This window comes from Aminobacter sp. NyZ550 (assembly GCF_025628925.2).
Lineage (GTDB): Bacteria > Pseudomonadota > Alphaproteobacteria > Rhizobiales > Rhizobiaceae > Aminobacter > Aminobacter ciceronei.
In genome coordinates this window covers 2,144,527-2,167,569 of sequence record NZ_CP114190.1, presented here as the reverse complement: position 1 = coordinate 2,167,569, position 23,043 = coordinate 2,144,527, and the positions used below count along the sequence as shown (strand labels likewise).

At 63.7% G+C, this 23,043-nt stretch carries 22 protein-coding genes; 15 read left to right on the top strand and 7 right to left on the bottom strand.

Going from position 1 to position 23,043, the window contains the following annotated elements; genetic code table 11:
* Positions 1 to 166: 166 nt before the first annotated feature.
* A complete protein-coding gene (locus N7E70_RS10680; protein WP_263006314.1) occupies positions 167 to 601 on the bottom strand; it encodes a GFA family protein in 435 nt (144 codons plus the stop codon).
* 227 nt (positions 602 to 828) lie between these two features.
* Here N7E70_RS10680 and N7E70_RS10675 point away from each other — a divergent pair, with 227 nt between their 5' ends.
* The 7 genes from N7E70_RS10675 to N7E70_RS10645 all read left to right on the top strand — a co-directional run bounded on the left by N7E70_RS10675 (position 829) and on the right by N7E70_RS10645 (position 7,604).
* Positions 829 to 1,167: a winged helix-turn-helix transcriptional regulator gene (locus N7E70_RS10675; protein WP_263006313.1), complete on the top strand. Its 339-nt coding sequence runs from the start codon at positions 829 to 831 to the stop codon at positions 1,165 to 1,167.
* Between the two features lie 220 nt (positions 1,168 to 1,387).
* A complete protein-coding gene (phnC, locus tag N7E70_RS10670) occupies positions 1,388 to 2,230 on the top strand; it encodes a phosphonate ABC transporter ATP-binding protein (RefSeq protein WP_263006312.1) in 843 nt (280 codons plus the stop codon).
* A gap of 91 nt (positions 2,231 to 2,321) precedes the next feature.
* Entirely contained in the window at positions 2,322 to 3,233 is a 912-nt protein-coding gene (gene phnD, locus N7E70_RS10665) for a phosphonate ABC transporter substrate-binding protein (protein ID WP_192568902.1), read from the top strand.
* A gap of 76 nt (positions 3,234 to 3,309) precedes the next feature.
* Positions 3,310 to 4,263 (top strand): phosphonate ABC transporter, permease protein PhnE, encoded by a 954-nt coding sequence (gene phnE, locus N7E70_RS10660; protein ID WP_263006311.1) that lies wholly within the window; start codon positions 3,310 to 3,312, stop codon positions 4,261 to 4,263.
* A gap of 4 nt (positions 4,264 to 4,267) precedes the next feature.
* The gene (gene phnE / locus N7E70_RS10655; protein WP_263006310.1) at positions 4,268 to 5,659 is read left to right on the top strand and encodes a phosphonate ABC transporter, permease protein PhnE; all 1,392 of its coding nucleotides are present in this window, start codon (positions 4,268 to 4,270) and stop codon (positions 5,657 to 5,659) included.
* 99 nt (positions 5,660 to 5,758) lie between these two features.
* Entirely contained in the window at positions 5,759 to 6,466 is a 708-nt protein-coding gene (locus N7E70_RS10650; protein ID WP_263006309.1) for a DUF1045 domain-containing protein, read from the top strand.
* Position 6,467: 1 nt separating this feature from the next.
* Positions 6,468 to 7,604: an alpha-D-ribose 1-methylphosphonate 5-triphosphate diphosphatase gene (locus tag N7E70_RS10645; RefSeq protein WP_263006308.1), complete on the top strand. Its 1,137-nt coding sequence runs from the start codon at positions 6,468 to 6,470 to the stop codon at positions 7,602 to 7,604.
* 125 nt (positions 7,605 to 7,729) lie between these two features.
* On the opposite strand, the gene N7E70_RS10640 is transcribed toward N7E70_RS10645, so the two are convergent.
* Positions 7,730 to 8,353 (bottom strand): helix-turn-helix domain-containing protein, encoded by a 624-nt coding sequence (locus N7E70_RS10640; protein WP_154386860.1) that lies wholly within the window; start codon positions 8,351 to 8,353, stop codon positions 7,730 to 7,732.
* 114 nt (positions 8,354 to 8,467) lie between these two features.
* Here N7E70_RS10640 and N7E70_RS10635 point away from each other — a divergent pair, with 114 nt between their 5' ends.
* From N7E70_RS10635 to N7E70_RS10625, 3 genes are all read left to right on the top strand, one after another.
* Complete coding sequence (locus tag N7E70_RS10635) at positions 8,468 to 9,622, top strand: NAD(P)/FAD-dependent oxidoreductase (protein ID WP_263006307.1); 1,155 nt, start codon at positions 8,468 to 8,470, stop codon at positions 9,620 to 9,622.
* An 80-nt stretch (positions 9,623 to 9,702) separates the two neighbouring features.
* Positions 9,703 to 11,301, top strand: a complete 1,599-nt coding sequence (locus tag N7E70_RS10630) for an ABC transporter substrate-binding protein (RefSeq protein ID WP_263006306.1) — start codon at positions 9,703 to 9,705, stop codon at positions 11,299 to 11,301.
* 27 nt (positions 11,302 to 11,328) lie between these two features.
* The gene (locus N7E70_RS10625) at positions 11,329 to 12,432 is read left to right on the top strand and encodes a serine hydrolase domain-containing protein (protein ID WP_263006305.1); all 1,104 of its coding nucleotides are present in this window, start codon (positions 11,329 to 11,331) and stop codon (positions 12,430 to 12,432) included.
* Positions 12,433 to 12,492: 60 nt separating this feature from the next.
* On the opposite strand, the gene N7E70_RS10620 is transcribed toward N7E70_RS10625, so the two are convergent.
* Entirely contained in the window at positions 12,493 to 13,101 is a 609-nt protein-coding gene (locus N7E70_RS10620) for a DUF6969 family protein (protein ID WP_263006304.1), read from the bottom strand.
* A 21-nt stretch (positions 13,102 to 13,122) separates the two neighbouring features.
* On the opposite strand from N7E70_RS10620, the gene N7E70_RS10615 reads away from it, so the two are divergent.
* Positions 13,123 to 13,461 carry a hypothetical protein gene (locus N7E70_RS10615; RefSeq protein ID WP_263006303.1) on the top strand — a complete coding sequence of 113 codons (339 nt, stop codon included), beginning with the start codon at positions 13,123 to 13,125 and terminating at the stop codon, positions 13,459 to 13,461.
* Positions 13,462 to 13,528: 67 nt separating this feature from the next.
* On the opposite strand, the gene N7E70_RS10610 is transcribed toward N7E70_RS10615, so the two are convergent.
* Together N7E70_RS10610 and N7E70_RS10605 are read right to left on the bottom strand one after the other, a co-directional pair.
* Entirely contained in the window at positions 13,529 to 14,740 is a 1,212-nt protein-coding gene (locus N7E70_RS10610; RefSeq protein WP_263006302.1) for a YeeE/YedE family protein, read from the bottom strand.
* Between the two features lie 105 nt (positions 14,741 to 14,845).
* Positions 14,846 to 15,769, bottom strand: coding sequence for a sulfurtransferase (locus N7E70_RS10605; RefSeq protein WP_263006301.1), 924 nt, complete (start codon positions 15,767 to 15,769; stop codon positions 14,846 to 14,848).
* Between the two features lie 289 nt (positions 15,770 to 16,058).
* Between N7E70_RS10605 and N7E70_RS10600 the strand changes: the two genes are divergently transcribed.
* The 3 genes from N7E70_RS10600 to N7E70_RS10590 all read left to right on the top strand — a co-directional run bounded on the left by N7E70_RS10600 (position 16,059) and on the right by N7E70_RS10590 (position 19,197).
* Positions 16,059 to 17,645 (top strand): ABC transporter substrate-binding protein, encoded by a 1,587-nt coding sequence (locus N7E70_RS10600; protein ID WP_263006300.1) that lies wholly within the window; start codon positions 16,059 to 16,061, stop codon positions 17,643 to 17,645.
* A gap of 74 nt (positions 17,646 to 17,719) precedes the next feature.
* Entirely contained in the window at positions 17,720 to 18,364 is a 645-nt protein-coding gene (locus N7E70_RS10595) for a hypothetical protein (protein WP_263006299.1), read from the top strand.
* A 275-nt stretch (positions 18,365 to 18,639) separates the two neighbouring features.
* Positions 18,640 to 19,197: a transglutaminase-like cysteine peptidase gene (locus N7E70_RS10590; RefSeq protein ID WP_067958727.1), complete on the top strand. Its 558-nt coding sequence runs from the start codon at positions 18,640 to 18,642 to the stop codon at positions 19,195 to 19,197.
* A 15-nt stretch (positions 19,198 to 19,212) separates the two neighbouring features.
* Here the strand turns inward: N7E70_RS10590 and N7E70_RS10585 are convergent, their stop codons facing one another.
* On the bottom strand, positions 19,213 to 19,695 hold the full coding sequence (locus N7E70_RS10585) for a hypothetical protein (protein ID WP_067958723.1): 483 nt from the start codon (positions 19,693 to 19,695) through the stop codon (positions 19,213 to 19,215).
* A gap of 7 nt (positions 19,696 to 19,702) precedes the next feature.
* Entirely contained in the window at positions 19,703 to 20,518 is an 816-nt protein-coding gene (locus N7E70_RS10580; protein ID WP_067958720.1) for a helix-turn-helix transcriptional regulator, read from the bottom strand.
* Positions 20,519 to 21,227: 709 nt separating this feature from the next.
* Here N7E70_RS10580 and N7E70_RS10575 point away from each other — a divergent pair.
* Entirely contained in the window at positions 21,228 to 23,030 is a 1,803-nt protein-coding gene (locus N7E70_RS10575; RefSeq protein ID WP_263006298.1) for a hypothetical protein, read from the top strand.
* Positions 23,031 to 23,043: the final 13 nt, after the last annotated feature.

Sequence of the window (23,043 nt, the reverse complement as noted above, 5' to 3'; positions counted from 1 at the left end):
TTGCAGGCCAAGTTTTGGCAGATTCTTGCCGAAATTCGGCAAAACATTGATTCGTCATGCTTTTTCCAGGATTTCCGCAAGTGGACCTTATGTCCGATCGGCAGCTGCGGCCGTCAGCGGGCTGCGCTTGAGTACAATGCTGACAGCCAGCTGCCTGGTTTTCGTACTACTCCTTGTGATTTCCCTTTCGAGGCGAGCCCGCCTCGGGCACACCTTCGAGACAAAGCCAATCGTGCTTGCTGTTCGGCCAGTGGAGCACGACCGGCGCCGGGAACCCCTGATCCTCCAGGCAGCCAACCGAGACCGACAGCGCCGCCGTCAACGCTTCCGCCCGCATGAAGACGACCGATCCACAGGTGGTGCAGAATGTCTGCTCCAGCCATTGTCCCGACGCGCCGGCTCGCCGCCACGACCTGGTCTCGCCTTCCTGGCTAACGACGGCGGAATCCGCATAGATGGCGCGGTAGGAGAATGCCGTCCCGGTGCATCTCTGGCACTCGGTGCAACTGCAGGCATAGACTCGTCTCGGCTCCCCGGCGAGGACGAGTTTCACGCTGCGACACGAACAGGTGGCGGTGCGTTTCGTCTCCCCGTCATGCATGCGGGTAGTCCTGGTCGAACAAAGTTCGGACGATGGACGAGCCCATACGGCCCGTGCCGAGCACGCAGACATCTGTTTTCACGATTTTTCTCCGAAATATGAAGCCCCCTTGCGACGAGGGGCTGGTTTACGTTTGGCGCGCGCTCGGACCAAACATATGTACCGTCACTGCATTGAGAAGTACGCACCTTGAAGTAAGCCGTTGATATCATGACAGGAGCTGGAGGATGAGGCACAAGGAACCGGACAGCTGCGGTCTTGCCGCAGCCATGCAGGCCATCGGCGGCAAGTGGAAAACCGCGCTGCTGTGGCAACTGCACCTGCGGCCCCATCGCTTTGCCGAACTGCGCCGGTTGCTGCCGGGCATCAGCGAGAAGGTGCTGACGCAACAACTGCGGCAGATGGAGACCGACGGGCTGATCAGCCGGCATGCTTATGAAGAGGTGCCGCCGCGCGTCGAATATTCGATCACGCCGCTGGGCTTGAGCCTGAACGATGCCGTGACAGCAATGTCGGCATGGGGCAAGCAGCACGAGAACTGGAAAGACCGGCAACAGGCGGCCTGACACAGGCAGAGATCACAGCGGGCCATCGCGGTTCGCGAAAGCCGATTTCAGAAACGGGACTCCAAAAACAGCGATATTTGCCCTCAAAAGCCGTGTTTTTCGCGCGTCGGCCTGTGCATCGTAACAAAACTGACATGGTCCCGACATTGCAGCTTCACGTCCCGGGTCTAGGCCCATCGCAGACAAGGGCGAAAAGGCCCGACGGGACAGGGAAGCCAAGATGCTCGAAATCCGCAACGTGACGCGCCGCTTCGGCAAGAATGTCGCCGTCAACGGCGTCAACCTCAAGATCCAGCCGGGCCAGATGGTCGGCATCATCGGCCGCTCCGGCGCCGGCAAGTCGACCCTGCTCAAGACCATCAACCGCCTGATCGACCCGAGCCAGGGCTCGATCGTCTTCGAGGGCACCGAAGTGTCGACGCTGCGCGGTCCCGCACTGCGCCGCTGGCAGCGCGACTGCGCCATGATCTTCCAGCAGTTCAACCTGGTGCCACGCCTCGACGTGCTGACCAACGTCCTGCTCGGTCGCCTCAACCACCGTTCGACCGTGCTCAACCTGCTTTCGATCTTCTCGCGTGAGGAGCGCATCCGGGCGATCGCAGCCCTCGAGCGCCTCGATATCGCCCGCACCGCCCTGCAGCCGGCCGGAACCCTGTCGGGTGGCCAGCAGCAGCGCGTCGCCATTGCGCGTGCCCTGATGCAGGAACCGAAGCTGATCCTCGCCGACGAGCCGATCGCCTCGCTCGACCCGCTCAACGCCAAGGTGGTGATGGACGCGCTGCGCGACATCAACCTGCGCGACGGCATCACCGTCATCACCAACCTGCACACGCTCGACACCGCCCGCACCTACTGCAACCGCATCATCGGCATGCAGGGCGGCGCGGTGGTGTTCGACGGCGCGCCCGAAGACCTCACCATCGAGGCCGTGCGCCTCGTCTACGGTGCCGACGCCGACGGCTCTGAAATTTCTGAAGCCATCACCTCGACCAGCATCCGCCCGGTCAAGGTCAGGGCTCCCGTATCCGCCGCACCTCTGGAACCGGCTTACGCCCCGGTCTGAGCCTGCTCGCGTTCGTCTCGCCCGCGTCAAGGGCCCGCAATCATCAACCGCAATGACCCGGCAAGGTGCTGGGCCAAACTGGAGATCTGTGATGTTCAAGAAAGCACTCCTGGGTGCCGCTTCGCTCGCCGTGCTGGCGATCGGTTCGGCCAATGCCGCCGACCTCAAGGAATTCCGCATCGGCCTGATCGGCGGCGAAAACGAAGCCGACCGCCTGCGCAACTTCCAGTGCCTCGTCGACCAGCTGCCCAAGGCCATCGGCGTCGAGAAGGTGTCGCTGTTCCCGGCCGCCGACTATGACGGCACCATCCAGGGCCTGCTCGGCGGCACGCTCGACTACGCCGAGCTCGGCGCTTCGGGCTACGCCAAGATCTACCTTCAGAACAAGGACGCGGTCGAGCCTATCCTGACCACCGTCCAGACCGACGGCGCCACCGGCTACTACACCATCATGGTCGCCAAGAAGGATTCGGGCATCACCAAGCTCGAGGACCTCAAGGGCAAGAAACTAGGCTACGCCGATGCAGACTCGACCTCGGGCTACCTGATCCCCGTCACCGCGCTGCCAAAGGATCTCGGCGGCGTCGCCGTGAAGGATTACTTCGCCGAGACAGGCTTCGGCGGCGGTCATGAAAACCTCGTCCTTGAAGTGCTCAAGGGCACCTTCGACGCCGGCACGACCTTCGGTTCGGGCGTCGGCGAATTCAACGATGGCTATACGTCCGGCAATCTCCGCAAGATGGTCGACAAGGGCATCCTCGACATGGACGACCTGGTCGAAGTCTGGAAGTCGCCGCTGATCCCGAACGGACCGATCGTCGTGCGCACCTCGCTCGACGCCGACATCAAGAGCAAGTTCAAGGACTACATGGTCAAGCTGCCGGAGACCGATCCGGCTTGCTTCGCGGCCATCCAGGGCGGCGACTTCAAGGGCTTCACCGAAGTCACCCCTGAATTCTACCAGCCTGTGATCGACGCCCGCAAGGCGCAGATCGGCAGCTAAGCCTCGAAAGCAACACGGACGCGCCGCGCAGCAACCGCGGCGCGTCCCGTTTTATCCGGCATCGGACGGAAACCTCATGACAATGCCCCTCTCGGAAGCCGGCCTCGCGGTCGAGCAGCACTGGCGCGAACTCGCCAGCCGCCGCCGCCTCTATACGGCTGGCGGTCTGTTCTTCCTCTTCATCGCGCTGTCCGGATCGCTCTGGTTCGCCAATGACAGCAATGCCGGCAAGTTTTTCGATCGGCTGCCGCATTTCTTCGACTTCGTCGACCAGATGATCCCGCGCGACGTCTTCGATATCTGGCGCGCCATGTTCGACCTGCCCTCGCCCTATGCCGACGGCAGCCTGAAATTCGACTATCCCGAAGGTCGGATGTATCTGTTCGGATCGTTCTACCTGCCCGAATACGTCTACAAGATGCTGGAGACGATCAATATCGCGCTCGTTTCGACGCTGATCGGTTTCGCCTTCGGCTTCCTGCTCTGTTTCCTGGCGGCATCCAACCTCGTCACCCAGCGCTGGCTGCGCTTTTTCGTCCGCCGCTTCCTCGAAATCCTGCGCGCCTTCCCCGAGATCGTCATCGCCGGTTTCTTCCTCGCCGTGCTCTCCATGGGCGCCATCCCGGCGATCATCGCGGTGTCGCTGCACACCATCGGCGCGCTCGGAAAGATGTTCTTCGAGGTCGTCGAGAACGCCGACATGAAGGCCGACGAAGGCCTGCGCGCTGTCGGCGGCAACTGGCCCGAGCGTGTCTGGTTTGGCATCGTGCCGCAAGTGATGCCGAACTTCCTGAGCTACGCGCTGCTGCGCCTCGAGATCAATGTCCGCGCCTCGACCATCATCGGCGCTGTCGGCGGTGGCGGTATCGGCGAGGTGCTCCGCCTGTCGATCAGCCGCAACCACGAAGCCAAGACCATCGCCATCATCATCCTCCTGTTTTGCACCATCGTCGCGGTCGACCAGTTCTCTGCCTGGCTGCGCAAGAAACTGGTCGGCGAACAGGCCTTCGCCTTCGGCCGCGGGGACTAAGTTCATGACCACCCTTTCCCTTACCCAGATGCAGGCGATCTCCGAGCGCCATCCCGACGTTTTCGCCGGCTCCTGGCGCAAGGCCCTGACCGGCTGGGCCGTTGGTCTGGGCCTTGTCGCCTATCTCGCCTTCGCCTGGTGGTTCTTCGCCGTCGGTGCCGTGCTTGCCGGCGGCAACTGGGGCATCGCCGGCACCTACCTCGCCGACTGGGTTTCCTACGAGGTGCGGCCGCAGATCGACTTCAAGGACGACCGCCTCGACATCAGCTACCCCCGGTTTTCGGCCTACCGCGCCGACCGGCATCCGCAGTGGCTGAGCTTCGAGCGGCCATCGGCAACTGCTTCGACCGCTTCGGCCAACAAGGCGTCGGCCAGCCGCGTGACCGTCGAGATCGACGGCAGCGACCGCATCGAGGTCACCCCGACCAGTGTCGTCGTGACAAACGGCGGCGAGACGCTTGATATCGCCATCGTACCGGCAAAGAGCATCACTGTTACAGGCGAACTTCCGTCCTGGGCGACCCAGAAAAAGCCGGGCGAAAAGATCACCGTCGATTTCGGATTTGCCGGCAGTGCTCAGATCGACGCCGACGACGTCAACGTCCGTCATCGCTTCTTCGGCTGGGAAAACTTCTTCTTCGACGGCCATTCGCCCTATTGGGGCAAGTCGACCGGTGAGATCGTGTCGCTGGTCTTGTCAGGCGAACGTATCGACCCGAAGACTTCGAACGCAGCACTTGCCTGGAACAATATTGTCAACAACTCGGAATGGCAGCATGGCGACGTCTGGCTCAAGCTCGCCCAGACCATCGTCATGGCCTTCGTCGGCACGTTGTTCGCCAGCCTGCTCGCCTTCCCGCTGGCATTCCTTGCAGCGCGCAACATCACCCGCAACCGCCTGGTCAACCAGGTCGCCAAGCGCTTCTTCGACTTCCTGCGTTCGGTCGACATGCTGATCTGGGCGCTGTTCTTCACCCGCGCCTTCGGACCCGGCCCGATTGCCGGCATCTCGGCGATCTTCTTCACCGACACCGGCACCTTCGGCAAGCTCTACTCCGAGGCGCTGGAAAACATCGACGACAAGCAGCGCGAAGGCATGCGTTCGGTCGGCGCTTCGCCTGTTTCAGTCCAGCGCTACGGCGTCGTGCCGCAGGTACTGCCGGTGCTGATCAGCCAGTCGCTCTATTTCTGGGAATCGAACACCCGTTCGGCCACCATCATCGGCGCCGTTGGCGCCGGCGGCATCGGCCTCAAGCTGTGGGAAGCGATGCGCACCAATTCCGACTGGGAAAACGTCGCCTATATGGTGCTGCTGATCCTTGTCGTGGTGTTCATCTTCGACAACATCTCGACTGCATTGCGCCAACGCCTGATCGGCAACAAGGCCAGTCACTGAACAAATGTGGCCGGCCCTTGCAAAGGCGGCAAAGTCGGCCACTACTTCGTCAAACTGTCACGCAAATCATCTATCGCACGGCCTTCCAGGAACCTTTCCATGCGCTACGCCATCTATTTCACGCCTGAGCACGATGATCCGCTGTGCCGCATCGCGGCCGGCTGGCTCGGGCGCGATGCGTTTGGCGGCGCAGTCACTCCGGCAAAAGCGTTCGGCGAACTGTCGGCCGCGGAAGTGGCGTTCCACACGGCAGCAGCCCGCCGATATGGCTTTCACGCCACCCTCAAGGCGCCCTTCCGTCTCGCCGACGGCATGACCGAGGTTGGCCTCATCGATGCGGTCGACGCCTTTGCAAATGCCGCCGTGCCGTTCGGCATTCCGCGCCTGAAGCTCGCCCAGATCGACGGCTTCTTCGCCCTGGTCCCCGCCGAGCAACTGCCCGAGCTCGACCGCTTCGCCGGCGATGTGGTGACGGCTTTCGAGCCGTTCCGCGCCCCGCTGAGCGACGCCGAGATCGCCCGCCGCAACCCCGATGCGTTGTCGCCCCGGGAATGCCGCAACCTCAGCCAGTGGGGCTACCCTTACGTTTTCGACACCTTCCGTTTCCACATGACCCTGACCGGCCGCATCTCGGCCGAGGAAGCCCAGCGCGTCCGCGCCGCAATCGAGGAATGCCTGGGCGATACGCTCGACAGGCCGGTGCCGATGGATGGCCTGGCCGTGTTCGTCGAGCCATCGCCGGGCGCGCCGTTCGAAGTGCGGACCTATCGCGCACTGGGCAAGCAAGCCGAAAGAAAGACCGCCTGAGATGACCGACCTTGTCCTGAAGAATGCCCGCATCGTCCTTGCCGACGAGGTGATCGACGGCTCGATCGTCGTCCGTGATGGCAGGATAACAGAGATTTCCACCGGCCCGAGCGCCATTGGCGAGGACATGGCCGGCGACTACGTCATTCCCGGCCTCGTCGAGCTCCACACCGACCATCTCGAAGGCCATTATGCGCCGCGCCCGCGCGTGCGCTGGAACCCGATTGCCGCCGTGCTCGCCCACGACGCGCAAGTGGCGTCCGCCGGCATCACCACCGTGTTCGACGCTCTGCGTGTCGGCATGGACGAGGATGCCGACATGACGGCCGCCGACATGCGCTTGCTCGCCGATGCGATCGAAGACAGCGTGCGCGCCGACCGTGTCCGCGCCGATCACTTCATCCACCTGCGTTGCGAGGTCTCGGCCGGCGACTGCCAGGACAGCTTTGCCGTCTTCGACGGCGACGACCGCGTCAAGCTGGCCTCGCTGATGGACCACGCGCCCGGCCAGCGCCAGTTCGTCAACTTGGAGACCTATGCCTATTACTACCAGCGCAAGCTCAAGCTGAACGACGTCGAGTTCCGGACATTCTGCGATAAGCGCATGGGCGATTCCGCCCGCAATTCGGCGCCAAACCGCCAGGCGATCTCGGCCGCCTGCCACGCGCGCGGCATCGTGCTGGCGAGCCATGACGACGCCACGTCAGCCCATGTCGACGAGGCCATCGCGCAGGGCATCCGCGTCGCCGAATTTCCGACCACGCTCGAAGCCGCGACCGCCTCGAAGGGTGCCGGCCTCGGCGTGCTGATGGGCGCGCCCAACGTCATGCGCGGCGCCTCGCATTCGGGCAATGTCTCGGCCCGTGCGCTTGCCGAGCACGGCCTGCTCGACATCCTGTCGTCCGACTACATCCCGTTCAGCCTGATCCAGTCGGCCTTCTTCCTTGGCGAGGTCGTCGACGGCATCTCGCTGCCGCAGGCAATGGCGATGGTGTCGAAGAACCCGGCGGACGCCGTCGGCCTCACCGACCGCGGCGTCATCGAGGCCGGGCGCCGTGGCGATCTGGTGCGAGTGCGTGTCGACGAGCACGTGCCGGTGGTGCGCACCGTCTGGCGCGAAGGCCGCCGCGTCGCCTAAAGGACGCAGCGTCTACAGCAATTCCAGGAAAAGTGTGCAGCGGTTTTCCGTCCGGAATTACGTAAAAACAAAGAGATAGAGAGATTCCGCGATTCGAAGAAAAGCGGAAACTCTCTAGGGCCCAGTTAGGCCCCAACCTTCTCTTCCTCATTAAGGCCGATCAGGGTCTGCTCCATGTCCGGCTCATCGCCGGAGCAGACACACAGCATCTCTGCGTCGCCCTCGCCGACCGAAAGGTAGGCATGGCCCATGGTGCTGTCGATATAGACGCTTTCGCCTGCCTTGAGCCGCACCGGCGCATATTGCTCGGTGTGGACCTCGATCTCGCCCTTCAGCACGATCAGAAATTCCTCGCCGGCATGGCTGGTCAGCGGGCCGAACTGCTCAAGCGTGCGCGCCCGCGCATCAGCCAGGATCGGCACCATGCGCTTTCGCACCAGATCCGTGGCGAGATAATAATAGTCGTAGTTGCGCGTCAGCTGGCGCAGGGTCGTGCTCTTCGACGTCACCGACCGGCGTGTGCGCGCCGTGGGCTGCTTTGAATCGCCGCTCAACAGTTCGGTGACATGGATGCCGAGCCCGCCGCAGATCTGCAGCAACTTGTCGTAAGTCAGTGACATCTGGTCGTTCTCGACCTTCGACAGCGTCGACACCGCGACGCCGGTGAGGTGGCTGACATCCTGAAGCGTCCAGCCATGTTGCCGTCTCAGGTTGCGCAGGCAGTCGCCGAGATTCGGCTGTTCGGACATTGGCATCTCCATCACCTGACTATGTTAGCTAGTCCAACTCCTTCCTTGTCGCAAGATTCACCCATATTTTTCCTATCCGCTAATTATTGACCCGATCAGAAAATGATTTTACGAATGGCCATGCATTCCACGTCCCACACCCCTAGAGTTATCGTCATTGGCGGCGGCATTGCCGGCCTTTCGCTCGCTGCCGCGGTCCAGCAATGGGCCGAGGTGACAGTGATCGAACGCGAATCCCAGCTCGGCTACCACGCCAGCGGGCGCTCCGCCGCCCTGTTCACCGAAACCTACGGCAACGCGCTGGTCCGCGCCTTGTCGGTGGCAAGCCGGCAGGCCATCATCGATGGCGGCTTCATCGAGCATGTGCGCGGCGCCCTGCATTTCGGCGGCCCCGACGATGACGATGCCATCGACAAGCTCGCAGCAGAGTACCAGGCATTGGTGCCATCAGTGCGGCGGCTGTCGCCTCAGGACGTCACCGAACTGGTGCCGCTGATCGCGCCGGAGCGAACCTGCGGTGCCGTCTACGAACCGGGTGCCGTCGACATCGACACCGGCAAGATGGTCCAGGCCCAGGCCTCTGCACTAAAGGTATCAGGCGGCAAGATCGTAACCGGCGCCGACGTGCTCGAAATCAAGCGCACGCCGGAAGGCTTCCGCGTCGTTACGGCCTCGGGCATCCACGAGGGCGACATCGTCGTCAACGCGGCAGGCGCCTGGGTCGACGTCATCGCCGGCCGTGCCGGCCTGTCTGGCCTCGGCTTCATGCCCAAGCGGCGTACCGCCTTCCTGTTCGACCCGCCCGCCGGCGTCGATGTGCGCAAATGGCCGCTCGTCGTCGACCTGCACGAGCGCTTCTATTTCAAGCCTGATGCAAGCCGCCTGATCGGCTCACTCGCCGACGAGGCAGACACAGAACCGTGCGACGCCTATCCCGAGGACATCGACGTCGCCACCGCCGCCTACAACATCGAGGAAGCGACCGGTCTCGATGTCGGCCGGCCGTCGACGCCCTGGGCCGGCCTGCGAACCTTTGCGCCGGACCGCACGCCGGTCGTCGGCTTCGACCCGCACCTGCCCGGCTTCTTCTGGCTCGGCGGGCAGGGCGGCTACGGCTTCCAGGTGTCGTTGACACTGGCCCGCTTGGGATCGGCGCTGATGCGCGGCGAGCCGCTGCCGGATGATCTCGTGGAACTCGGCGTCAGCTATGGCGCACTCGCGCCGGACCGTTTCGTGCAGCCTGACGGCATCAGCGCCGCGGGCAGCTAGACCACAGGCAGCAAGCATCTCGGCGCTGTGGGAGGAGAACCGCTGCGCGCCGAAACCAACCAAAACAGGGAGCGATAACAATGACTTCTTCAGGCATGTTTCTGCGTTCGGCGCTTGTCGCCTCGACCATGCTGTTCGGCGGCCAGGCCTACGCCAAGACGCTTGTCTACTGCTCGGAGGCCAGCCCCGAAACCTTCAACCCGATGCTGACGGTGGCCGACTCCACAATGGACGCCGCAGCCAAGACGATCTTCAACCGCCTCGTCGAGTTCAAGCCCGGCACCACCGAAGTCGGACCGGCGCTGGCGGAGAAATGGGACGTGTCGGAGGATGGCAAGGTCTACACCTTCCATCTGCGCAAGGGTGTGAAGTTCCATTCCAACGAAACCTTCACGCCATCGCGCGAGTTCAATGCCGACGACGTGCTCTACACCTTCGAGCGCCAGCGCGACACCGCGAACCCCTATCACAAGCTGTCGAACGCCTCATACGAGTACTTCTTCGGCCTCGGCATGGGCTCGATGATCAAGAGCATCGAGAAGGTCGACGACTACACGGTGCGCTTCACGCTTAACGAAGCCAACGTCACCTTCCTCGCCGGGGTCGCGCTCGACTACCTCTCCATCCTGTCGCTCGAGCAGACCGAAAAGATGGTCGCCGCCGGTACGCCCGAAATCATCGACCAGCGCCCGGTTGGCACCGGCCCGTTCATCCTGCAGGCCTACCAGCAGGACGCCCAGATCCGTTACGTCGCCAACAAGGACTACTGGAACGGCGCGCCCAAGATCGACACGCTGATTTTCGCCATCACGCCGGAGCCTGTGGTCCGCGTCACCCGCATCAAGGCCAATGAGTGCCAGGTCGCCGCCCCGCCGCCGGCCGCAGCTCTTGCCGAGATCAAGGACAATCCCGAGATCGATATCCTCAGCCAGCCGGGCCAGAACATCGGCTCCGTCGGCTTCAACACCGAGCACAGGCCGCTCGGCGACGTGCGCGTGCGCACGGCACTTGCCAAGGCGATCAACCGCCAGGCCATCGTCGAAGCGGTCTATCAGGGCGCCGGCAGCTTGGCAGGCAGCGTGGTGCCGCCGATGCAGTTGGGTGCCGTCACCGACGCAGCGATCGACTACGATCCGGAAGGTGCGAAGAAGCTGCTGCAGGAAGCAGGCCTCGACGCCGGCACCAACATCAAGCTCTGGGCCATGCCGGTGTCGCGCCCTTATAATCCCAACGCCCGCCGCATGGCCGAGATGATCCAGGCCGATTGGGCGGCTGTCGGCGTCAAGTCGGAGGTCGTCACCTTCGAGTGGGGCGAATACCTGACCCGCACCGGCAAGGGCGAGCACGACGCCTATCTGCTCGGCGGTTCGAGCGACAATGGCGATCCGGACAACATGCTGTCCTTCTCCTTTGCCTGCGACGGCGTGAAGGGTGGCTCGAACCGCTCGCGCTGGTGCAATCCCGAGTTCGACAAGCTGCTCGCTGCCGGCCGCGTCACATCAGATCCGGAGAAGCGCGCCGAGATCTACCGCGCCGCTCAGGCGATCCTGAAGGCAGAGGTGCCTGAAGCGCCGATCGCCCATTCGGTGGTCTCGATCCCGGTGCGCAAGAGCGTGCTCAACTATGTGATGGATCCGTTCGGCCGGCAGAATTTCGCCGCCGTCGACGTCGCCGAGTAAGGCAAGCAACGGAGAAAGCAGACAGTCATGCGCGAAGACCTGAACCGTCTGCTCGAAACCTACCGCGCCGAGGGCGCGGTAGGCGCCTCCCTCGCCTTCGCGCGTGGCGACGGCGAGGTCGTTGCCGTCACCGCGGGCGTATCGGACAAGCAGTTCAACCTGCCCGTCACACCGGACCAGCTGTTCAAGATCGGCAGTTGCACCAAGACCTTCGTCGCGGCGGCGCTGATGAAGCTCGCCGAGGACGGCAAGGTCGATCTCGGCGCGCCGATTTCAGCCTGGTTCCCCGACCTGCCGCGATCGGGCGAGGTGTCGGTGCGCCAGCTGATCAACCATCGCGGCGGCTTGCCGGAGTTCGAATACGACATCCCGATGGACCCGAGTCGGACCTGGACGCCGGCCCAACTGGTCGAGCTCGCCTTCAACGTCGGCGGGCAGACTGCACCCGGCGGCCCTGCGGTCTACAACAACACCGGCTATGTGTTGGCCGGCATGCTGATCGAAGCGGCATCCGGCCTGTCGCTCGGCGCCTATCTCCGCGAAAAGGTCCTCGGACCGCTCGGCCTCGAGGACACATGGTCGCCGGCGACCGAAAGTTTTCCGTCCGGGCGCATCGTGCGCGGCTACTATCATCGTCCGAAGCCTGTGACAGGTGCCAGCGCGACGCTGGCCGACGGCGGCGAGATGTGGCGCATGGACGGCGTTCTGCCCTATTCCGACGATTTACAGGACTCCTCGGACAGCTTTCCCTTTTCCGGCGCCTATGGCTGCGGCGACATGGTGTCGACGCCGAGTGACATGGTGGTCTTCATGCGTGGGCTGTTTGACGGCAGCCTCCTGCCGGCACCGCTGTTCCGCGAAATGAGCGAGAACCGCGCAGAAGTCAGCTTTCCCGGAACCCGGATGCGCGAGACAGGTGCCGGCCTGTTCCAGAGCAGCTACGCCGACCGCCCGTTCTTCGGCCACCAAGGCAGCATTCCGGGCTACGTCGCCGTCATGCAGCACGAGCCCAGGTCCGGCCTGACGGTGGCCATGGCCTGCAATGCCGGCTCGGGCAACCGCCTGTCCTTCTATGCCAGCAGCATGCACACCGTGTTCGACCAGGCCATCAGGATCATCCTCAGGGGATAGCGCACCGGCCCCGAAATCGGGACCGATTTCAGGAAAGCACGACGCGCAGTTCCAATGCGTTCAGACGCCCAGGCCGGCGGCCATCTGGCGAAGGTCAACGCCGAGTTCGGACGTCACCTCCAGCGCGCGGTCGTCGCGCGCTGGAGCGCCATTCGCCTGATGATGCGCGGCCAGTACGCGGTCGCGCTCGCGGATCAGCGCCCTGATCTCCTCGCCATAGAGCGCCAGCACGGCACTCAGCCAGCGATTGACCAGGTAGGACGGCCGGGCAAAATGCAGGTCGAAGCGCGGCAAGAGCGCGATCGTCGCCTCGGCCTCCAACCAGTTGTCGCCGACGACCCATTGGTTGACGGTGAACAGACGCAGCAGCCGGCCATAGGCGTCGACGCCGACCGCCACCACGTGGTGGATCGGCCCGTTGGCGCCTTCCGGCCTGACGAAGCAATGGAAATGACCGTGTTCGGCCTGCCCCTCCTGCGGCGGGTGGCTGTGATAATACCACTGCGCACCCGTCTCAGCGTCGAACACGTCGCCTTGGGGAAAATGCTCCCAGGCGGCCACCGACTTGGCCTCGCGCAGCGTCTCGAGCAGCACGTTGCTGCTCGATTTCGCCAGCACCTGCTCGCAAAACAGCGCCTGTCGCGCCGCCTCCACTCTCATCTCGTCCATCCTTGGCCTCCGGACCGCAGCTTGGCCTATTGCGGCTGGGCCGCGCAAGGCGAGGCTGCGGGAGCGGCAGCGCATGGAGATGCGGCAGGTGAGGGAGCTGCCGCGCAGGGCGAGGCAGCGCCGCAAGGGGCGACGGCCGCCGGAGCGGGTGCCGCCGAGCAAGGCGAAGCTGCTGAACATGGCGACGCTGCCGCGCATGGGGATGCTGCGGCACAAGGAGCGGCCGCGGCACAAGGCGATGCGGCCGAGCAGGGCGAAGCTGCGGCACAAGGCGAGCTTGCACCGCACGGGTTACCGGCGGCGCAGGGCGTTGCCGGCGCGGCGGCAGCGGGTGCAGCCTTCGGCACGGCAAAGCGGTAATGGTCGACGGCGACGGCCGAGGTGGCGGCGAGGAAGGCCGTGCCGAACAGCAGAGTGTTGCGCGCGCTCATTTCTTGAACCCATCGAGACCGAAGAGCGGACGTAGAGCGACACCGCCGAGGCTGCCGACAAAGGCCGAGGCGAACCACAGCCAGCCATGCACACTGCCCGAGGCGATGCCGGAAAACAGCGCACCGACATTGCAGCCGAACGACAGCCGCGCGCCATAGCCCATCAGCACGCCGCCGATGGCCGCCGCCAGGAACGAGGCGAAAGGCACATGCACCTTGGGCGCGAACTTGCCGGCGAGGCCTGCCGCCAGCGCGGCTCCCAGGATGATGCCGAAATTCATCACCGAGGTGATGTCGGCGAGCACGCTGGAGCCCAGCGCCTTGGCCGGCCCGGGCCAGGTCCAGAACGCCCAGGTCTCGACCGGCACGCCGACCGCCTGCGCCACCTTGGCGCCCCACAGGCCAAAGCCGAAGGTCACCGACCACGGATGGCCGGCAGTGACCAGCGTCGCGATGTTGAGCCCGGCGAGCAGAAGCCCTGCCCCGATCAGCGGCCACGGACCGTGCAGCAAGCGGCCCACGCCCTGGCGTGGCACGGGTTTTGCCGTCTCGATGGCGCCATGGGCACGACGCTCAACCAGCACGGTGAGGCCGGCGACGGCCGCCAGGCCGACAAGTGTAACGATCACTCCGCCCGTCACGCCAAGTGTTTTGCCGAGACTGATCTCGGGCAGCGACGGCAGCGCCAGCCACCACGGCAGATGCGCCGTGCCTATGACTGCGCCGACGATGAAGAAGATCAGCGTCACCAGCATGCGCGAACTGCCGCCGCCGACGGTGAACAAAGTGCCCGAGCCGCAGCCGCCGCCGAGTTGCATGCCGAGACCGAACATCGCGGCACCCACCAGCACCGACACGCCGACCGGCGCGAAGGCACCGACGAGCGCCTGGCCGTTGAAGCTGCCGAGCGACAAAAGCGGAATGAAGACGACCGCTGCCGCGGCGATCATCAGCATCTGGGCGCGGATGGCATTGCCACGCTTCTCGACGACGAAGCGGCGCCAGCCGCCAGTGAAGCCGAAGGCGGCGTGGTAGAGCGTCAGCCCAAGCAGGCCGCCGATCACAAACAGTACCGCCTGGCGCGTGTCGATCACCTGGCCGATGGCGAGCCCGCCGAGGATCAAGGCAAGCCCGACAAAGACGACAGGTCCCTTGTCGAGGTTGACGCCAGCGACAGGTGCCGGCGCGGTGGCATTTATCTCAGTCATTTCAGATCAGTCCGGGACATTCTGGAAGTGTAGGCGTGGCCGCTGCAAACGAAGATGTCCAGGATCGCTCCCGGACATCGTCATGTCGGCCCTGCCCTCTGGCGATCAGTTGCCGGGCTGCACGGGGCGTGCCGGATCGGCGGCCCATTCGGCCATCGAGCCATCATACATCTTGGTGTTCTTGTTGCCCTCGACCTCGCTCAGGCCGAACCACACCACCGACGCCCAGTGGCCGGTGTTGCAGAAGGCGATGTTCTGCTCGTCCTTGGCCAGGCCAACGGACTGCGACAGGCTTCCAACCGCTTCCTTCGACGCAAAGGACGCCTTTTCCGCGTCATAGAGCTTGCTGTTTTCGAGATTCTTCGAGCCGGGAATGGTGCCGGCAACACGGACGACAGGGCTCTTCGCCTCGCCCTTGAACTGCGCGGCCGGGCGACCGTCGATCAGTTTGATGCCTTCGGCGCGTGCCTTTTCGACATCGGCGGTCGTGGCCAGAAGCTCCTTCTTCAGCTCGCCCGTGAAGGCGACCGCCGCGGGCTTGGTGACATCGGTTGCCAGTTCGCCGCCGGCGGCTTCCCAGGCGCGGGCGCCGCCGTCGAGGATCGACACGGCGTCATGGCCGAGCACCTTGAAGGTCCAGTAGACGCGGGTGGCGCCGCCGAATTCCGAGGAGTCGGTGCCATTCGGTACGATGACGACATGGCTGTCATTGCTGACGCCAAGGTCGCCGATGGTTTTGGTGATGGTCTCGAGCGGCGGCAGCATGCCGGGAACGCCATTCACCTCGGCCCGCCAGCCGACCGTCGAATAGGGAGCGCTGACGGCACCGGGCACGTGGCCCTTGGCGTAGGGGTTGGCGCCATCCTTGGCGGCATCGCGCACGTCGATCACGACGAGGCTCTTGTTGCCGAGGTTGGACTTGAGCCAGGCGGTGTCGACAAGCGGCTTGTCGGTCAGGCGTTCGGCCTGCGCGCCGGTGGCAAAAGCCAACCCGGCAGTTACGACTGCAGCCAACAGAGAAAAGCGCATCGGACAACTCCAGGAGAAAACGATTCCAAAAACAGACGTTGAGAGCAACAGTAATCCGGAATCGCGACATGAACACGCCATCCGAGACCCAAAGCGGCGGGAATTTCGAAACAGAATACGCGAAACCTGGATAAAGTTGAAATACGATTCCATGCATCATGCCGCATGTTCATATGCGGGCAAAAGAATATAACCCCTTCACAAATCGGCCTATTACGACGACTTTCTGATCGACGCCGCCGAGCCGATGATTTGGGCCGCAGCAACGGCTCATGAGGGGACAAGAGGCATGCGTTTGTTCAAGGCGATGGTTGCGGCGATGTTGGGGATGGCGCTCGCCGTTTCGGTTGCGTTCGCCCATACGCCTGACGATACGCTTGTTGTCGCCGATGCCATCGACGACGTCGTGACCCTTGACCCGGGCGAGGTCGGCGAGGTCGGCGGCGTGCTGACCAGCAGTCAGATCTACCAGTCGCTGCTCACCTTCGACGTCGACGACCCGACCCGCATCAGGGGCCTGCTCGCCGAAAGCTGGGCGATTTCGCCCGACGGCAAGACCTTCACCTTCAAGATGAACCCGAAGGCGCGCTTTGCCTCGGGCAATCCGGTGACGGCGTGGGACGCCGAATTCTCACTGAGGCGGGTCATTCACCTCAAGTCGCGCTCGGCCTTCATCATCGGCCAGTTCGGCTTTTCGCCTGACAATGTCGACGACCGCATCAGGGCGCTGGACGACCAGACCCTGGTCATCACCCTTGCCGAAACCTATTCGCCGAGTTTCCTGTTCTACTGCCTGTCGTCCTACATGGGCGCAATCGTCGACAGCAAGATCGTCAAGGCGCAGGAAGTAAACGGCGACTATGGCAATGGCTGGCTGAAGGCACAAAACTCCGCAGGATCGGGGCCGTTTGCGCTCAGCAAATGGCAACCGAGGGTGTCGATCCTGCTGACCCGCAACGACAATTATTGGGGCGAGCCGGCCAAGGTCGAGCACGTGCTCATCCGCCATGTCGCCGAAAGCTCGGCCCAGCGCTGGCTGCTCGAAACCGACGAGATCGACATCGCCAACCGGCTCGGGCCCAACGATTTCGACACGCTCACCAACAACCCGAAGCTGTCCATCGTCCATGGTCGCTCGGGCAACATTTACTACATGGGCCTGAACGTCAGGAACCAGTATCTCGCCAATCCCAAGGTGGTCGAGGCGATGAAGTACCTCGTCGACTACCAGGGCATCGTCGACACCATTTCACGCGGCACCATGGAAGTGCACCAGACGCTGGTGCCCAACGGCTTCCTCGGCGCCATCGCCTATACGCCTTTCAGCTTCAACGTCGAAAAGGCGAAGGCGGTGCTGGCCGAAGGCGGGGTCAGCGGCGAGTTCTCGCTCGACATGGTGGTGTGGGACACCCAACCCTTCACCGATTTCGCCAAGGCAATCCAGGCCACCATGGCGCAGGCGGGCGTCCATATCAATCTGCAGGTGATCGGCGGCCGCGAATGGCTCGAGCGCTACCGCAACCACGACCTCGACATCTGGCTTGGGCTATGGGGGCCTGACTATCCCGACCCGCACTCCAACGCCAAGGCCTTCGCCGTCAACAAACAGGATGCTCCCGACGGCTCCGACAGCCTGGCCGACCGCTTCGGCTGGAACGCCGGCCGGCTTTCGCCCGATGCAATGGCTGCGGTGCGCGAGCAGGACACGGCCAAGCGCAAGGCCATGTATGAGGCGATCCAGAAGGTGCATACGGACACCTCCCCCTTCATCATGATGTTCCAGGAAGTGCGCAAGGTCGGCGTCAGCGCGCGGGTCAAGGGCCTGATGATGGGCACGACCTTTGCCGACGACCGCTATTGGGCGGTATCCAAATAAACGGCCCCAGCCGGGGCTATATCCGCTGCATCCAACAATAAACCGGGCGGCTGTCGCCGCCCGGGATCTCCAGCATGTTGCCCGATCAGGTTCGGTCAGGCTCAGCCACCGGCGCCGCCACCCGAGCCGCCGCCGGCTCCACCGGCACCGCCACCCGAGCCGCCGCCGGCTCCACCGGCACCGCCACCCGAGCCGCCACCGGCTCCACCGGCACCGCCGCCACCAGTATCGCCATCTTCGCTGCCGCCGCCGCCGCCGCCACCGCCGCCGCCGCCACCGCCGCCGCCGCCGCCACCGCCGCCGCCACCGCCGCCGCCGCCACCGCCGCCGCCACCGCCGCCACCGCCGCCGCCGCCGCCGCCGCCGCCGCCACCGCCGCCGCCACCGCCGCCACCGCCGTCGCCGTCGCCATCACCGTCGCCATCACCGTCGCCATCGCCATCACCGTCGCCGTCGCCATCACCGTCGCCGTCGCCGTCGCCGTCGCCATCACCACCGCCGTCACCGTCGCTTCCGGTGCCGCCGTCATCGCCGTCATTCTCGCTACCGGCCAATACGGCCGCGATCAGCGACGTGGTCAGTGGTGGGCATTGCGCCAGTTCGTCAGCCGACATGATGCTGCTGCGATTGAGCGCGATGCAGCACATTTCATAATTGCTTTGGGAAAGTGGCTGGCATTGCGCGGCCGTCATGCGTGGCCGGATGTTGCTCTGGGCTGATGCGGGGAAAACAAAACTGACCGCCGCAAGAGCCGAGGAAACCAGCAGAATCGTGTGAATCCTGCGCACGCAGGTTGGGTACGTCGTCATTTCTTCCTCCTGAGGGAAAAAACGCGCCCGTCCCCAAACTGGCGCTATGATCACGCGTTCCGATCATCGGAAACACTTTGTTAAGCATACAACCTTTTGAAATCGGTGCAAAGGCCGCCCGCATGGGTTGATTTATCTAGCTCTAATATGCTGTCTGCTAGTACCCGTTGAGAGGGGAACAGCACATGTACAAGTTCGCGGCACTTGTTGCGATCGCCTTGCTTACGGCTGGCTGCAGCCAGTCTGTCACCTCCGGATCAAGCATGAGTACGGTCGGCTATGCCTTTGCCCCGCCGGCTGCAAATACCTTTTGCACTAGACAACCCGGACTATGCAGCACCGCCGGCAAGACCAAGGTGATGGCGCTGACGGAGGCGCGCATGAACGACCTCAAGCGGGTCAATGTCTCGGTCAACCAGCGCATCCGGCAGCGCGAGGACATCGCCACGACAGGACGTGACGACGACTGGCGGCTGCCGACATCGGTGGGCGACTGCGAGGACATCGCCATTCTCAAGAAGAACGAGCTGCGCAAGCTCGGCTGGCCGGCATCCACGCTTCTGTTGACCGTCGCCACCTATGGCGGCACCGGACACACGGTGCTGACGGTCCGCACCGACAGCGGCGACCTCATCCTAGACAACCGCACCGGCGCCATCAGGAACTGGAAAAGCACGCCCTACCGCTACTTTGCGCGGCAGTCGCAGTCGGAAAGCGGAAGGTGGACGCGGATCGGCGTTTGAGGATGCCCAGCCCGCTCAGTGCGGGAATTGATTTTCCTCGACGATCTTCCAGATCTGCCGGTTGATGTCCCTGATCGCCTCGATCGAGGCCGAGATGCGATGCATCTCGTTGTCGTCCAGCTCCTCGTTCTTGCCGTAGCGGACGCTGTCCTTGCTGTCGAAGATGCGCATCAGCTGGGTGCTGGCGCGAGTGCCGGTCTCGTCGAACGAGTAGATGCAGTGGCTGTACTTGTTGCGCAGCTTGCCCTGGTGGGTCAGTTGGTCGGCCACCGACAGCACGGCGTCGCGGCAGGCCTGCGGTGTCTTCGCCATCTTTGCGAGGCGCTCGACAAGATCAAGGCGCGCACGCGTCGTATTAAGAGTGAGGAAGATGATGATCGCCGTTTCCTTGTCGACCTTGGCAAGACCGGCGATCAGATAGATGAGCAGGCTTTCGGTGTTGGTCCAGGTGTAGTTCAACTGGCCAACGGTAAGCAGCACGTCCTGGAAACGCGGCATCGCGCGCTCATGACAAGGTATGCTGAGCGTGCGGCACGACGCCGTCGCTGCTGACGCGACGATCGCCGACGCTGTCGCGCCGCTTGTGATAGACCGCCGCCGCCTCGGTGCGATTGTGCGCGCCAAGCTTGGTGATGATGTTGTGCAGGTGGATCTTCACCGTATGCTCGGACAGCCCGAGCGCCGCGGCGATCAGCTTGTTCTGCAGGCCGCGTGCAACCATCGCCAGGATCTGCAGCTCGCGCTCCGTGAGTTCGTCGAAATCGTCGGTTTCGCCGTCCTGCGCGACGGGCGCCTTCGGTGACGGGGCTTCAAGATTGGCGATCGGTCCGAGCACTCCGGCGCGGCGTCGTTCGACGATCGGCTCGAACAAGGACAGCGGGAAATACTCGCCGCCGCGCAACACCAGGCGCACCACCGACAGCCAGACGTCAAGCTTCAGGTTCATCGGCAGAACACCACGAACGTTCCGCGCGGTGACGACATCACGGATCGAAACCTCCTGCCTGCCGTCTTCCTGGATGAGCATGACCTGTGCCGAGGGGTGCAGAAGCGCCAGCCGTTCGGACTGGGCCGCGACCTGCGGCAGTTGCTTGGCTTCGACCAGGATCAGCGAAACCGGAGCCTCGAAGCCGACGCACGCATCGGCAAGCGTCGGCACCTGCTCGACAGTGATCCAGTGAAATTCGCGTTCGATTGCGAAAATCAGGCTCTCCGACACGAAATCGGCCGGAGCGACGATCAGCAACGTCTTGCAGGTCTTCTGTGCGGAGCCATCTGCTCCGTTAGCGCGGCGTGCGCTGGGAATAGCCACTCGGTACATGAGGTCTCCCACCCAATGTTCACAAAGCTATTTCTTCCCCCATTGCCGCCTAAGGGGAGCATTAGTTAATAGCATATACGTCTTGTTAACGGTTCGGTATATCCAAGATGAGCTATCGAGGGCGCTGATGTAGCCCATCCGGTCAATTGGACCGCCGCGCGAGCTAGCCCTTCGGCCTAAGCTGACCTGCCCGATCGAGCGATCAACGCTGCGTTTTTTCATCCGCAACAAGCAGCCGGAACTTGGCCGTTTCCCAGATCGACGACACGTAATTGTACAGTGATTGCAATAGCTCAATATTTCCCGCCGATTCTCGGCTGCAATAGCTAGATCGCTATCGCGAGTTCTTGGGCCGCCCGCCCAAACAGCCTAGCGCGAACTGTCAGCTTACAATTTCGGGGTCACGGCCACAGACTTTGTTGGTTCAAGCAACATGGGCGTGGGTGCTTGAGAATCCGCAATAAGTCGCGATTTGGGCCAGCTGTAGCGGCCTTGCGTTCACGACATTGTGAGAATCCAAGTCTCCCACCCCGCCAACGAAGGGGAGGTCTTCACCCATCAAGAGTTGAGTTCAGGGTACCCGGCTATCAGTCCCCTCAGCCTGGCGACCCTTCGTTTCTCCATCGAAAATGAACCGTCCGCGTGAACCTAAGACCGTGTGAAAGATGAAAACGGTCAAGTGATCGCGGTCCCAACCGAGGACAAGACGATGTCTGATCGTAACAGCAACAATCTCAACGCGTTTGGCCTGCAATTCGTCGGCAACGAGATCGAATTGGGCGGCGACAGCGAGAACGAAAACAAGAACGAAAACGAGAATAAGAACGAAAACGAAAACAAGTCCGAGAACGAGAACGAAAACAAGTCCGAGAACGAGAACGAAAACAAGTCCGAGAACGAGAACAAGAACGAGTCCGAAAACAAGAACGAGAACGAGAACAAGTCCGAGAACGAAAACGAGAACAAGAACGAGTCGAAGAACGAGAACACCAACGAGAACAAGACCGAGACCAAGGTCGACGTCGACGTCGACGTTGATGTCGAGCTCGAAGGCCGGCTCGGCGACTACAAGGAAGACAACGACTTCGCCGACATCCATGCCGGCGGCGACATCAAGGGCGACGTGCTCTTCAGCAAGGATGGCGACGTCAATTACGATCCGGGCGACGACATCAGCTTCAAGGACGTGCTGACCGGCGCGATGGGCGCCAACAGCAACGCATTCGTCATCACCCAGACCGCCGACATGGTCGACAACGACAAGCTTGAAGAAGCGACCGTCAAGAACGACGGCTACTTCAAGCAAGACTTCGACGCCAAGGGCGGCCACGCATCCGCTGAAGAAGGCATCAATGCCGACGGCGGCGGCGGCGGCGGCGGCGATGCCAAGGGCGGCGAAGCCGACGGCGGCGACGGTGGCAACGCCAAGGGCGGCGAAGCCGACGGCGGCAAGGGCGAAGGTGGCCTGGCGCTCAGCGCAGCCTTGGGCGGCGACGCCAAGGGTGACACCAAGGCTGACAGCGGCGACAGCAAGGGTGGCAGCGCCGACACCGACGCTGACGGCGGCAAGGGCGACGGCGGCAGGGGCGGCGATGGTGGTACCGGCCTCGGTCTCGGCCTCGGTCTCGGCCTGGGTGCCGGACTTGGCGTTGGCGCGAGCGAAGCTGACTCGGGCGATGCCAAGGGTGACGGCGGCAACGCCAAGGCCGACAGCGGCGACGCCAATGCCGATTCCGGCAAGGCAGACGCAGGTAGCGGTGGCGACATCGACGATACCGAAGGCGGCGACGCCAAGGGCGACGCTGGCGACGGCATCGACGCATTCGTACCGATCATCCCGGTCCTGAACTTCGGTGAAGGCGGCGACGCCAAGGGCGACGGCGGCAACGCCAACTCCGACACCGGCCGCGGCGGCGACGCCGATTCCGGCAAGGCAGACGCCGACAGTGGCGACGCCAACGCCAATGGCGGCGACGCCAAGGGCGATACCGGCGATGCACTCAGCGCAGGCTTCGGTGCCGGCTTCGGCGCAGGCTATGGCGAAGGCTCCGGTGAAGGCAATGGCGGCGGCGGCGGCGGTGGCGGCGCAGGGACCGGTGGTTCGGCGACCGCAGGCGCAGCAACAGGTGGCGCAAGCACCAGCGGTGGCGCATGGGCCTATGGCGACGGCGACGGCGGCAACGCGCTGAGCGGTGCCTGGGCTGACGGTACTGGCGGCAATGCGACTGGCGGCGCAGCCTGGGCTGGCGGCGGCGGCGGCGGCGGCACGGTCGGCGCAGCAACTGGTGGAGCCGGTGGCGCAGGTGGCGCGGGCGGCAACTGGGGCTCGGGCAATTCCGACGACGGCTATGTCACTGGTGAAAGCTTCGCCAGCGCCGACGCCATCATTGACACCAGCGCCTTCAACCAGCAGATCGTGATGGGTGCCAACCTGCAAGGCAATACGGTCGACATGACCGTTGTCGGCGGCAACTTCACCGAGACGCTGACAGGCGAAGACGACAACGCCTGATCGCCTGGCGCCG